The sequence below is a fragment of the Halanaerobiales bacterium genome, from assembly GCA_035270125.1.
Classification (GTDB): domain Bacteria; phylum Bacillota; class Halanaerobiia; order Halanaerobiales; family DATFIM01; genus DATFIM01.
Window position 1 is genome coordinate 1 of sequence record DATFIM010000146.1, and the last position, 13,929, is coordinate 13,929.

The 13,929-nt window shown below is 28.9% G+C and carries 10 protein-coding genes; 9 read left to right on the top strand and 1 reads right to left on the bottom strand.

All coding sequences use genetic code 11. From position 1 onward, the window contains the following. The 4 genes from VJ881_07640 to VJ881_07655 form a co-directional block, all read left to right on the top strand. The coding region (locus VJ881_07640; protein HKL75923.1) for a hypothetical protein at positions 1-816 on the top strand (816 nt) is incomplete at its 5' end. A 30-nt stretch (positions 817-846) separates the two neighbouring features. After that, positions 847-1,695 (top strand): DMT family transporter, encoded by an 849-nt coding sequence (locus VJ881_07645; protein ID HKL75924.1) that lies wholly within the window; start codon positions 847-849, stop codon positions 1,693-1,695. 122 nt (positions 1,696-1,817) lie between these two features. Continuing rightward, positions 1,818-2,549, top strand: coding sequence for a hypothetical protein (locus tag VJ881_07650; GenBank protein HKL75925.1), 732 nt, complete (start codon positions 1,818-1,820; stop codon positions 2,547-2,549). Between the two features lie 26 nt (positions 2,550-2,575). Next, on the top strand, positions 2,576-3,172 hold the full coding sequence (locus tag VJ881_07655) for a hypothetical protein (GenBank protein HKL75926.1): 597 nt from the start codon (positions 2,576-2,578) through the stop codon (positions 3,170-3,172). A gap of 67 nt (positions 3,173-3,239) precedes the next feature. Here VJ881_07655 and VJ881_07660 read toward each other — a convergent pair whose 3' ends face one another. Then, the gene (locus VJ881_07660; protein HKL75927.1) at positions 3,240-5,591 is read right to left on the bottom strand and encodes an EAL domain-containing protein; all 2,352 of its coding nucleotides are present in this window, start codon (positions 5,589-5,591) and stop codon (positions 3,240-3,242) included. A gap of 147 nt (positions 5,592-5,738) precedes the next feature. Here VJ881_07660 and VJ881_07665 point away from each other — a divergent pair, with 147 nt between their 5' ends. The 5 genes from VJ881_07665 to VJ881_07685 all read left to right on the top strand — a co-directional run. Next, positions 5,739-7,508 carry a S8/S53 family peptidase gene (locus VJ881_07665; protein HKL75928.1) on the top strand — a complete coding sequence of 590 codons (1,770 nt, stop codon included), beginning with the start codon at positions 5,739-5,741 and terminating at the stop codon, positions 7,506-7,508. 186 nt (positions 7,509-7,694) lie between these two features. Beyond that, positions 7,695-10,268: an ATP-dependent chaperone ClpB gene (clpB, locus tag VJ881_07670; GenBank protein ID HKL75929.1), complete on the top strand. Its 2,574-nt coding sequence runs from the start codon at positions 7,695-7,697 to the stop codon at positions 10,266-10,268. A gap of 206 nt (positions 10,269-10,474) precedes the next feature. Beyond that, complete coding sequence (locus VJ881_07675; protein ID HKL75930.1) at positions 10,475-10,828, top strand: response regulator; 354 nt, start codon at positions 10,475-10,477, stop codon at positions 10,826-10,828. A gap of 129 nt (positions 10,829-10,957) precedes the next feature. Continuing rightward, positions 10,958-11,125 (top strand): hypothetical protein, encoded by a 168-nt coding sequence (locus tag VJ881_07680; protein ID HKL75931.1) that lies wholly within the window; start codon positions 10,958-10,960, stop codon positions 11,123-11,125. 195 nt (positions 11,126-11,320) lie between these two features. Next, on the top strand, positions 11,321-13,929 hold a 2,609-nt coding region (locus VJ881_07685), incomplete at its 3' end, for a GNAT family N-acetyltransferase (protein ID HKL75932.1).

The following is a 13,929-nucleotide window of genomic DNA, read 5'->3' on the forward strand; positions in this document are numbered from 1 at the left end:
CAGGCCGATAAGTGGAGTATAAGTGGTGATTATCTCAGATATTTTATAGAAAGTAATGATAATGAAGGTTTAATGGAAGTTATTGAAGATATTAATGGCCTTCTCTCAGATGAAGATACTTTAATCAGTAGTTTGATGAAATGTCTGGAAGGCTATCCTTTAGAAAAATTTCCTATGCAGCTTTTAGTTACCTTAAAGGATAAAACTGACCATCCTTTAATTAAATCTGATGAACTATATATAACTTATCTTGATACTCTACTTGCTATGTTACAAAAGGCTGAAAAACAAAATCCAGAAGCAGTAGAAGAAATGAAAAAATATCTTAAAAATGAACTTATAAACTTAGAATTAGGTGAAATTGACAGTCCTTTGATAGAATTGGCTTTATTGAGAGTCAAAGAGGATGAATTAAACGAAACTGAATTAAATAAAAGATTTGAGAGATTGATGTCTTATTCTGCTTCTTATCCAGAAGAAGTAGTAGCTAAATATGAGGCGATTATCCGGTATGGAGATCCTGCTCAAATTCTTGATAATCCTCCGGAAACTAATAATATGAATGAAGAGTACTTCAATTTTTATAAATTAGTTGCTGCTATAAAAATAGAAAGAATTGAAGAAGCTCAACAATATTTTCTCCAGGAAGGCTATTCTGAAATAAGAAAGGGTAATTCCAGTGGATTATTTTTACGCCTTCTTAATTATCTGGATAGTGAAAAACTTAAAAGAGTATTAAAAGAATTTGAGATGGGAGAACAGTTTATCCCCTTAGTAGATGAATTAGTTAATTACTTAAATTCAGCTCAAAATTAGGCATCGATTTTTGAAAAATAGGAGGGAAAAATGAGAAGTGAAGATAATAGAGTAGGCTATCTGCAAATAATTGTGGCCATGATTATCTGGGGGAGTGTAGGTATTGTAGCAAGGTTTATACCCTATTCTTCAAAAATAATTGTTTTTTATAGAGTATTATTTGCCTTTATTTCTCTAACAGTATATATATTTGCTACTGGAAATTTTAAAATGAATTTAGAGGGTAAAAAACTTTTTACTTTAGGGGCAGGTTTTTTTCTGGCCCTAAACTGGTTGTTTTTCTTTAGAGCTGTTAAAACAACTACTATTGCTAATGCAACTATAAGTTATTATACCTCCCCTATAATTTTGAATATACTTGCGGTTATTGTTTTAAAAGAAAAATTACTAAAAAAGACGATAATCTCATTAATAATTGCTTTTACTGGCCTTTTATTTATAATTTCAGATGGGAGCCAGGCAGCTTTAGTAAATAATAAACTGGGTATAATTTATGGTCTAACTGCAGCTTTCTTTTATGCATTATTTGCTATTACTAATAAAAAAATAACTGGATTAAGCTCACTTAAAACAACTTTTATTCAAAGTGGAGTGGCTGTTTTAAGTTTTATTCCATTTGTTGTCCCAATTACTATACCAAATTTAAAAAGTTTATTATTATTACTGATAATGGGAGTTTTTCATACTGCTCTGGCTTTAATTTTATATGTTAGTGGTTTAAAAAAGATTAAAGCACAGAGTGTAGGAGTTTTAAGTTACCTTGATCCAGTAAGTGCAGTTATTCTTGCTGCTCTTTTTTTAGGAGAAATTCCTTCAATATTAACCTTAATTGGAGCAGTATTGATTTTAGGTAGTGGCTATATTTTGATGAAAAAATAGGCAAATATAGAAAATTGATATTTTTTTAAAATTATAAAATTTGAATTAGCCGTTTAGAATGTAATATAATATAGTTAAGAAAGTACAAAATGAAATTATTTTCCCTGGAAGGAGGGAAATTTATGGATAAATCTCAAAAGATTAAAGAAGTACTTGAAGAGACTGAAATATTAAAAAAACCAGATAAATTGATTTCAAGCTCTGGTTCAACGAAAATGCACTATTATGTTTTAACTGAACCTGTTTATCTAGAGGCTTTTCCAGATGAAGGTCCGGAGACAAGGATTCGTGAAGGATGGATTAGTTGGGATAAACCAAAGTTGCTTACTCCAGACTATATAATGAATATGGAAGGTTTTAGTGAAAATTCCAAAAAAGCAATGAAAATAATGGCTCAAGAAAATCCTGATCTTGCTGGATTATTATATAAAATGAATTACAAAAAAGAAAAAGGAGAAACAAGAACAGTATCTCAAAATATAAAACAAACAGCAGAGCGAATTGAAAATGAACTTTCTGAGAGCTCAGAATTGATCAATGTAATTATTAAAGGGGTAGATGAATACTGGGATGTTTCTTTGATGAAGTTTGTTCAGGAATTTGTAATGAAGAGTGCTGCTGAAAATCAGATGCCAGATTATAAGTCAAAAGGACATGTTTCTCATAATGATAAAGGTCAACCGGTTGTTACTCGTAATCTTAAGGGACTTCCTCAGGCAGCTAATAAGGAAATTGAAGAAATGTTTCAGAAGGTTAAAAAGGGTGATCTTGATCCATCGAAATTAAAACAGGAACTTGATAGATGGGGAGTTTATAAACAGTATGAAGATAGATTTCTCGATTTATTTAAGTAATAAATTTTATTCAGGAGGGGTTTTTAATGGATAAAATTAAAAGTTCTTATGAGATTGCTATGGAAAGGGCTAAAAAGTTAAGTGAAGAAGATGAGATGAGTGAGGAAAAAAGCAAAAATATTGAGATTAGAGAAGAGCTAAAACCACTAATGAGTAAGTATTTTAGGGAAAAAATTGATGCTGAAGAATTATGGGAAAAATTAAAGGATAAAAGTGATGATTACCTGGCAAAAGCTCAGGAATTAATTATTGAATCATTAGGTCTGCGTACTTCTGATGAAATTTTTAGTAAAAGAAAAGAAGGTATACTTGCTATCGAAAATTTAAAAAACAGTCCAAGCAGTTCTATAATTGAACAGATATTATCGAAATTAAATCAGGTTGAAAATCAATATCAGCAAAAAAGAGAACAGATGGAAGAACAGTTTAAGGAAAGAATGGAACAACAGGCTGAAATGCAGATGAAACCTGTTCAAACTGAAGATGGACAAACTGTAATGAAACTTGATTCTGGAGTAGATAGAGAAACTCAACAGCAGATGAAACAACAATTAGCTCAATTAGAAGAACAATCAGAGCAGATGTTTAACAGTTTAGTGGAAGACCTAAAAAACAATTTATAAATTTAATAAACAAAAATAAAAGGCAGGGAATATTCCCTGCTTTTTTTAATGAAATAACTGTATAAATTTAAATATCTATGTTATTAAATAATTTGGCTGGAGGTAATGGTTTACTATAATAATAGCCCTGAATTATGTCACATTCTAATTTCTTTAATTTTTCAGCCTGTTCTTTTGTTTCCACTCCTTCAGCTACAACTTTAAGACCTAAATTATGGCCGATAGTTATGATTGTATTAACAATAGCATCATCATCTTCATTTTTTCTAAAATTATCAATAAAGGATTTATCTATTTTTAAAATATCTATGGCAAATTCTTTAAGATAACTTAAAGATGAATAACCAGTACCAAAGTCATCAATAGCTATCTTTACTCCAATTTCATGTAATTCTTTTAGAGATTGAATTGTATAATCAATATTTCCCATGGCAGTTCTTTCAGTTATTTCAAGTTCTAAATGTTCAGGTTCCAGCCCAGTCTCAAATAATATTTTTTTGATTTTTTGAACAAAATCTTTACTCAAAAATTGTTCAGGACTGACATTTACAGAAACAAAGAAATCATCTCCTATCTTATCATGAATTTCTTTTAGTTGTCTGCAGGATTCTTTAAGAACCCAATCACCTATTTCTTCAATAAAACCACTTTCTTCTGCAATTGGTATAAAAACTCCTGGAGATATCATTCCCTTTTCTGGATGTTGCCAGCGGATAAGAGCTTCTAAACCTACTGTTTTTTCATTATCAGTTGAAATAAAAGGTTGATAATGTAGGGTGAATTGCTCTTCTTTTAAAGCAGCTGATAATTGAGTTTCTAAGTTTTTTCTTTGTGATAGATTTTTCTCTACATTTTTAGCATAAAAATCTATTTTACCATTATTAGTTTTTTTGACAGCATGCATGGCCAGACTTGCATTTTTTATTAGTTTTGTAGCATCTTTACTATCATCAGGATAAACAGAGATCCCCATGCTATTGGTTAGATAAATAATATTATCATCTATTAAATAACTTTGATTGATATTATTTAGTATTTGAGAGAATCTTTCATAAATTTTATTGGTATTTTCATCTTCATCTGCCAGAAGATAAAAATAAAACTCATCTCCCATTCTGGCTACAGGCTGATTTTCATCAAAATATTGTGTTAATCTATTTGCTAACTTTTGTAAGATTTGATCCCCACCATTATGGCCAAAACGATCATTGATAGATTTGAAATCATCTACACCTATAGAACAGATATATGCTTTTTGATTTATATCATCTAAATGATTCAGAGTGTTTTTTAATTTTCTTTTAAAAAAATTTATATTTGGAAGTCCGGTTAAAGAATCATTATAGGTTAAATTTTTGATTACTTCCATCATTTTATTAAAATTATCAGCAGCTTCTCCAATTTCATCTTTACTATTAATATCAGCTCTGACATTAAGATTACCGGTAGCTCCTTTCTGAAAGGCATTTTTTAATTTTATAATAGGTTTTGAGATATTATTTGCTATATAAATACTTAAGATACTTCCCAGTAAAATAGCTACAAGTCCTATTGTAAATATTCTATTATTTAACTTATCTACTGATTTTTTCAAATAACTATTAGGTAAAACAGTAACCAGTTTCCAGTTATTTGTTTCCGGGATATTATGATAAAATGCATATTTAGTAGTATTATCTATATTACATTTAAAATTACCCTCTTTGTTTGAACTGATAATATTGATAAATCTATCAGGAAAAGAAAAACTATTTAGCTGATTATTTTTAAAATAGTTCTGTAATTTTTCTGTATCTGGATGAGTAATTACTTTACCATTGTTATTTATAAGAAAAGAATAAACTCCTTTTTCATCTTTTCGGTATTTATTTATATAGCTGCCAAGTTCATCAAGTCTTATAACTGCTGCCAGCATGGATTTGTTTTCATTATTATGACCAATAGGAGTACCAATCACTATTATTGGTTTAGAAGTTGATCTAGAGATTACCGGTTCTGAGATTACAGTATTACCTGTCATTATTTTTGGAAAATAGTTTCTATCCTTAATATTTCCAGCATTATCTTCAAAAGTAGTACTATAATTACCATTTTCATCAGCAATAAAGAAAAAGTAATATTCTTTAACTCTTTTTGCTAACTCTGTTTGCAAATAATTTTTCTTTTCCTGCCAGCTTCCATTTTGCATGACTTCAGTATTTGCATATATTTTCAGGTCATGTTTTCTTTCGGCAAACCAGGAAGTTACCATTTCTGAGTTTTGTTTAATATTCTTTGTCTCACTTTGAAAGATAATATCTTCCAAAATATCATGAAAAGTATTGGTTATAGTAAAAATTATACTTAAAGTTAAGAGAGTTATAATTATTAAGGCCAATCCGAGTATTTTATATTTAAAACTTATATTTTTTATTTTCACATAAACACCTACCCAATTACTTATAATATTAGTACTTATATTAATTTATTTCGTAAAAATGTCGAAAATCCTCTTTTATTTTTTAAGTAATTCTTATAAAATAAATAATAGTAACTAACCTTGACTTTTAAGGATATGAAAGGAGGGATGATTATCAAAAAATATTTATTAATATCTGCTATTTTATTGGTTTTTTCCTTATTGATTTTTTATTATCCAGTAGAAATAGCTAAAGAAGATAACCCGGTTATTTTTGTGATAGATAGTGAAATAGATCAATCATTTTTAGAAAAGCCAATTGCCAGACTTAAAGCTGATAGTTCTCATGGTAATAAAGTAGTAGCTACTATTCGTTCTCAAACTCAGATTGATATCATCCCTTTATCTGCGGAAAATTTTTTAGGAGCAATAGATGAAGATAATTATATTTCTGCTCTGGAAAAAATAAAAAAATATAGTAATGATAATCCTAATAAAAAGATTCTAATTAATATTAGTCTTGGATTTTCAGATAAAGATTTTCAGGAAAAGGCGATTTCAGAACTTAATAAAGAAAATATAATTATAGTAGCGGCAGCAGGTAATAATAATAGTGAGCAAAAATTATACCCTGCTGGTTTTGAAAATGTTTTAGCAGTAGCTGCACTTGAAAAAAACAGGAAGATGCCTGGGTCTAATTATGGCCATTATATTGATATTTCAGCTTCTGGAATTATTAGATTAAATGAGACTTTGTATTTACCTTCTATCAATTTGATTCAAACAACTAAAATTACCGGTACTTCATTTGCAGCTCCTCAGGTTACAGGGCTTTTAGGGCAAATGTTAGCCTATGATAAGAATTTAAGCCCTAAAAACGCTTTGCAAATTATAAGGGATACTGCTTCTAATATTAATGATCCTCTTTATAATAAAAGTAAATTAGGTTCAGGTAAGATTTCTAAATATAAAGCCTTAAGTAAGGCAAGTAAAATATATTTTTGGGGTCAGGCTCTGGTATTTATGTCTGCTTTAACTTTTTTTACCCTCTTATTTCTTTATCTCTGGGAAAAAGTTTCTTTTGGTGCTATTTTAGTTTTTGGCTTAGGATTAATGACTTTATTGATCTTACAACCGGTGATTTTTGCTTTATTTAGATATTTGGGTACTAGAAAAATTATTCTTATTTTTACGATTATAACTATTTTATATTATTTATTTAAAAAGACAGTATCTTATTTTATTAAAAAAATAAAAAATATTAAAGCCATATTATTTTTAAGTTATTTCTTGAATCAAGATATGAAACTTAAAGCTTTAAAAAAGATAGTATATTTAATTAATAAAAATGATAATTTAAAAGAAGATGTTATCAATAAATTGAATAATACTCTATCTCCTGTTAGAGCTAAATATTATCTTCGTATTTTGCTGAGAATAAATAATCCACCAATTTTTATTATTATTGATAAAGGAAATTATTATAATTTGAAAGGAAATTTTATAGCTGAAGAGATGAATTCAGTTAAAAGAAATAGTAAAGAAAAGAGTATAATTACAGGTGAATTAGTATATTATCTTTTTTCTGATAATTATCAAAAAGCAAGAATGGCAGCTGATATTGCCAGAAATTATACTAATCCATTAATTTTATACCCATTAAAAAATATTTTAAAAAAGAGAAATGTATTGATAAATAAAGAGAAGATTTTACACTTTATTTTAGAAATAGTAGAGAGTTTTGGAACTAAGGCAGCTGATTTTTCTGGTATTTTAAAGATAATGATTGTAAATAGTGAAAGTCAGTGGCTTAGATATTATTCCCTAAAGGCTTATTTAGCTGTTGGCAGAGAAGATGATGATTATGATCAATTTATAGCTTATATAAAAGAAAGAGAAGAAGAACCGGTTATTTTAGCATTTGAACAACTAGAATAAGTTATGTAGCATTTATAAAACTGTATGAAAAGTTTTCTTCGCATTCAAAGCTATTTTTTGAGTCATCTATAATTCATTCGATGATAAATAAATTTTACTTTGACTTTTTTTGACCTTTATTATATAATATTAAATGTAAAATATAAATAATGATTAAAAATATATATGGAGGTTGATATAATGCGAATGGATAATTTTACTCGAAAAGCCCAACAGGCTTTAGCTGAGGCTCAACATCAGGCTGAAGATTTAAATCATCAGGAAATTTTTCCTGCTCATCTTCTTTACTCATTGGTAGAAGAAGACACTGGAATTGTGAGACCTATTTTAGAAAAATTGGGTCTTAACTTAGAAAATTTAAAAAATGACTTAAAAGATATATTAGAAAGTCTACCAGAGGTTTATTCAGATGATAATCAATTATATATGTCACAACAATTAAGTAAAGTTTTAAATAAAGCAAAAAAACAGGCTCAGAAAATGGATGATGACTACATTTCTACCGAACATTTTTTATTAGGTTTAATGGCAGATGGCAATTCCAAAACAGCTGAGTTATTAAAGGAAAAAAATATTGATCTTGCTAAAATTAAAGATGTCATAGAAGATATTAGGGATGGGGCTAAAGTTAGAAGTGAAAATGCTGAAGAAGAATATCAGGTTTTGGAAAGATATACAATAGATATAACAGATCAGGCCAAACAGGGAGAGTTAGATCCTGTTATCGGTCGAGATGAGAGAATTAGAAGAGTTATGCAGGTTTTATCCAGAAGAAGAAAGAACAACCCGGTTTTAATTGGTGAACCGGGTGTTGGTAAAACAGCAGTAGTTGAAGGGTTGGCCCAGAGGATAGTTAATGGTGATGTACCAGAAACTTTAAAAGACAAAAGAGTTATTTCTCTTGATATGGGTACACTTGTTGCTGGAACTAAGTATCGAGGTGAATTTGAAGACAGATTAAAGTCTGTAATCAAAGAGATTAAAAAAGCTGAAGGACAGATTATACTCTTTATAGATGAAATGCATACTATTGTTGGGGCTGGTGCTTCAGAAGGTTCTACAGATGCCTCTAATCTACTTAAACCTGCACTTGCCAGAGGTGAACTTCACTGTGTAGGGGCAACTACTCTTGAAGAATACAAAAAACATATTGAAAAAGATGCCGCTTTAGAAAGAAGATTTCAACCTATTAAAATAAATGAACCAAGTATAGAAGATACTATATCTATTTTACGAGGATTAAAAGAAAAATATGAAATTCATCATGGAGTAAGAATTCAGGATAAAGCGCTTGTAGCAGCAGCCAATCTTGCAGAAAGATATTTGACTGAGAGATTTCAACCGGATAAAGCTATTGATTTAATTGATGAAGCTGCTTCCAAATTGAGGATTGATATTGATTCTATGCCACTTGAAATAGATGAATTAAATCGTAAAATAAGAAGATTGGAAATAGAAAAAGAAAATTTAAAGCAGGAAGATGATCAAGAATCAAAAGAAAGATTAGAAGAATTAAAGAGAAGGATAAGTGAACTAAAAGAAAAAAGAGATCCTATTATGGCCCGCTGGAAAAATGAAAAAGATCTTATTCAAAAAAGACAAAAACTTAAAGAAGAAATTGATAAGATTAACTATAAGGCCGAAAATGCAGAAAGAGAAGCTGATTATGAAGAAGCAGCTCGCTTACGTTATGGTAAATTAAATGATCTTAAAAAAGAATTAGAAGAAACTAGAGAAAAAATTGAAGAATTAGATGATTATCACATTTTAAGAGAAGAGGTAACTGAAGATGATATTGCAGAAGTAGTATCCTCCTGGACTGATATTCCATTACAACAGATAATGGAAGATGAAAAGGAAAAATTAATTAAAATGGAAGAAGAATTATCAAAAAGAGTTGTGGGCCAGAATGAAGCAATCAAAGCTATAAGTAATGCCATTAGACGTTCCAGAACTGGCTTGCAGACTGAGGATAGACCATTAGGATCATTCATTTTTATGGGTCCTACCGGAGTTGGTAAAACAGAGCTTGCCAAAACACTTGCTGCTTCCTTATTTGATGATGAAAAATCATTGGTAAGACTTGATATGTCAGAATATATGGAAAGACATGCAGTAGCTAAATTGATTGGTTCACCTCCAGGATATGTAGGATTTGAAGAAGGGGGACAGTTGACTGAAAGGATAAGAAGACAGCCTTATTCTGTTATTCTTTTGGATGAAATTGAAAAAGCTCATCCTGATGTCTTTAATATCTTATTACAAATACTTGATGATGGTATTTTAACAGATAGTCAGGGTAATGAAGTTGATTTTAGAAATACAGTAATAATTATGACTTCAAACTTAGGTTCTGAGTATATTCAGGATATGGATGATGAAGAAAAGATGAGAGAGAAAGTTATGACTGCTCTTAAAAATAATTTCCGTCCTGAATTCATCAATAGAATTGATGAAAAGATTATATTCCACTCCTTAAGTAGAGAAGATATTTTAGAGATTGTAGAAATTAAGGTAAGAGACCTCAAACACAAAATGGCCAAAAGAAATTTGAAATTAAAAATTACAGATAAAGCAAAAAAAGAACTTGCTGAATTAGGATATGATCCAACTTATGGAGCCCGGCCACTTGATAGAGCAATTCAAAAATATATTAAAGATGAGTTAGCTATGAAACTTTTAGAAATTGATAATGATGAAATTGAAAAAGTGATAGTTGATTATAAGGAAAATGAATTCGAATTTGATTTTGTAAAATAAAATAAACTCAGGTAAAATTCCTCACTTTTTGTTGGGGAATTTTGTTTTTTATCAGTTTTAGTTATTTGATATTTTGGCTAAGTGATGATATAATTTGAGTTGATTTATAGTTGGAAATTTGCAATATTTTGAGGCAAAATAGTATGTTTTTTAATCATTTATAATAAATTTAATATAATTAAGTTAGGAAACAGGAGGGATTTTAATTGTCAATACTTTTAGTTGATGATGCAGCTTTTATGAGAATAAACTTAAAAAATATTCTTGAAAAAGCTGGTTATGAAGTTGTTGGACAGGCTGAAAATGGAAAAGAAGCTATTAAAAAATACAAAGATCTTGAACCAGATTTGGTTACAATGGATATTACCATGCCTGAAATGGATGGGATAGAAGCAGTAAAAAAGATCAGAGAAATTAATAGTGAGGCAAATATTATTATGTGTAGTGCAATGGGACAACAATCTATGGTGGTTGAAGCTATAGAGGCTGGAGCTAAAGATTTTATTGTTAAACCTTTTGATGATGACCGGGTTATTGAGGCAGTAGAAAAAGCTATGTAGGCAAATATAGAATATTTTCAATAAATTTCTTGACTTTGTTAAAATTTTAATATATAATCAAATCGTTGATTAAAAATATTAACCAAAAATTAATTAAAATAAATTAAAAAAGAAAAGGAGGTCGTGATAATGATGATTAATCTAATTAATATTCAGGAAGCAGTTAAAAATATTAGTGTTTCTCTACCGGTTATAACAAGTAGAGGCAAAGTGCGTCTTGCTACATCTGCGCCTGAAGCAGGTAAATTATGGAAAACAAAATATAAATATTCACGACCTACCGGTGAAAAATTTTAGTACATAAATGGAAGAATTATTTTAAATTTTATGCTGAGTAACTGAAATTTACCACAGGTTGTGAATCCTGTGGTTTTTTTAATGCTCTAAAAAAACTATATCTAAAAATACTTTAAAGAGACCACAGGTGTATTATAGCCTGTGGTTTTTTATTTTTGTAATAAAATGAAGATTGAAAAAATAAGGGGGATTACCATGAATAAAAATATAATAATATGTGAGTATGAAGATAAGTATGCCGAATCAATAGCGGAAATGTGGAATAAGAGTTCAGAAAATTGGGGAGGATATGACCATTTAATAACTACGGAGACTATAATAGATGAACATAAAAATATAGATTTTATCAATACATATTTAGCAGTAGATAAAGAAAAGGATTCTGTGGTTGGTTATTGTGGGTTTTCTGAATATAGAAATGATGAAGGGGCATTATATTTGCCGATTATTAATGTTAGACCTGATTATCAGGGGAAAAAGATTGGAAAAGCTCTTGTTTTAAAAACAGTAGAAAGAACTAATGAAATGGGATGGCCCAGATTGGATCTCTACTCCTGGGCGGGTAATACAAAAGCGGTCCCACTTTATAAAAAGTGTGGTTTTTTCTGGGAGAAAAGAGATGATAATGTCCATCTTATGAATTTTATACCTACTGTTTTACAAACTGAAGTTCTTGAAGAATATTTTGAAAAAATTGATTGGTATGAAGATAGTATGAGAGAAATTAAATTAGAAGAAGATGGAAAAGAAGAAAATAACTATAATCATTATGAATATATCTGGAAATTAGATGATAATCGTTTGGAAATTGGATTTGAGAGGTTGGCCCGGGGGATGAGAAAGATTGAAACTCCTGAATATCTTATTGAAGCAAAGTTAGAAAATAATAGTCTGGTTTATGGTAGAAAATATAAGATAAGATATAAGGTTATAAATAAAAGTGATAAAGAACTTAATATTGAAATAAAAGGTGAAAATGATAAAAGCATTGATTTTAATTATACAGAAAAAGCCAGAGTAAAAGATCAAAAAATATTTAAAGGAGAGTTTTTCTTAAATAAAGTTGAAGATGCTATTTCTGGTGATAAAACTCATCCTGCTGTTAAAGCCAATTTTAAAATCAATGGTAAAAAAGCAGTATTTAAACAGGGGATAAAAATAAAATCACCTATAGAAGTTAATTTTAATGTTCCTGTTGGGCGTAAATTTGAAAAAACTAAAAATAAATTATATATAGAGATTAAAAATAACTATAATCAAAAAGTAGATTTTAACTTTAAATTACCTTCAAATTCGGATATTATTTTTAGTAAAAATTGCTTTGATTTTGAATTAGAGGCAGAGGAAAAGAAAGTAATTCCTCTAGATTACTATTTAGTAAAAAGTTGTTTTTACAAAAAGAAGATTGAAGGGAAAGTTGTTTTAAAGGGGAATGATAAAATGAGTAAAAATAAATTTGATTTTAAAGTTTCTGGTGTTTTTCGAGGAACAAAGAGTAAATTTGGTTTAAGAGTAGATGAGGGCTGGATTTTAGCGAATGGACCTCATGCAGTTTTATTTAAAAAAGAAAATAATTATTTAGGTTATCTGGATTTAAATGGAGAAGATCGTGAAATATCTTTTATTCATCCCAGAATAGGAATGCCTTTTAGTCATGAATTTTCTAAAAAAGAAGCAGACAAAGTAGAATTTTATGAAAGTGATGAAGCCTATTGTATGCGAGTTATTTTTGAATCTGAAGAATATAAAAATCTTCACCTTATCTCTGTTGTAAAATTAATGAGTGATGGTCTTGTAGAAAACTATTATGAAATCTATAATTTAGATAATAAAGTATATGAGGATTTAACATTAAGCCATAGTTTTTATTATGATCTAAGTAACACTTATTTACCATATAATGATAAGGTGGTAAAAAACAGTGGTTTTGATAGCAGAGATTTTGATTACTGGAATAACATAGATATTACTGAAAATTGGCTTTTAGCAGTTGATAAAGATGGTTCAAGTAGGGCAGTAATCTGGCCAGAAGGAAAAAAATTAAACTTTAATGGCTGGTATATGTCAATTGATTTTGAAGTAGGAGATCTAAAAAAAGATGAGTGTTATAAAAGTGAATCTCTATTTATTGTCATTGATAATTTTGATGATTGGACTGATCTCAGAAAATTTGCTTTAAAGGACAATAATCCTAAAAAGCTTAAAGAGGAAAATGATTTTTATTATGAAATAAATGAAAATAACCCTTTTGTGGAAAATAAATTTGAAGTTAAGTTTAAGGAAAACAAAAATAAAAATATGAAAGGGAATATTAGTCTGATATCTGAAAGTGAAAATATAGATAAAAAAGTGATTTTGGATAATGAAAAAGAGAAAAAAGTTGATTTGAAATTTAATAATGATTTTGGAAAAGATATTTTAGAGATTAATTTTGATTTTGAATCAGAACATTTTACAGAAAGACAGTTGATTTATAATAAAAATAAAAACAATAATTGTAATACTTCAAAATCAAAAGTAAATGGTAAAAAAGTGTATCAATTTGATAACGGAGAATTAAATTTTAAAATCGCTCCTGATTTTTCACCATTTGTGTATTCCCTGAATTATAAAGGAAAAGAATGGCTGGATAGTTCTTTTCCTAAAAAAGGTCCAAAATCCTGGTGGAGTCCCTGGGCAGGAGGTATAAATATAAGGCCTGAAAAACTAAAGGCTGCCTCTTTATTTGAAGAAAAATCTAAAATAGATTTTACAAAAATAAAAGATAAAAAAGGTAATCTCTGGCAGGGAATAAAGAGTGAAGT

Excerpts from the sequence above, each read along its gene's own strand:
- VJ881_07665 (HKL75928.1), top strand. The coding sequence starts at position 5,739 with ATGATTATCAAAAAATATTTATTAATATCTGCTATTTTATTGGTTTTT.
- VJ881_07655 (HKL75926.1), top strand. The coding sequence starts at position 2,576 with ATGGATAAAATTAAAAGTTCTTATGAGATTGCTATGGAAAGGGCTAAA.
- VJ881_07680 (HKL75931.1), top strand. The coding sequence starts at position 10,958 with ATGATGATTAATCTAATTAATATTCAGGAAGCAGTTAAAAATATTAGT.
- VJ881_07645 (HKL75924.1), top strand. The coding sequence starts at position 847 with ATGAGAAGTGAAGATAATAGAGTAGGCTATCTGCAAATAATTGTGGCC.
- clpB (HKL75929.1), top strand. The coding sequence starts at position 7,695 with ATGGATAATTTTACTCGAAAAGCCCAACAGGCTTTAGCTGAGGCTCAA.
- VJ881_07650 (HKL75925.1), top strand. The coding sequence starts at position 1,818 with ATGGATAAATCTCAAAAGATTAAAGAAGTACTTGAAGAGACTGAAATA.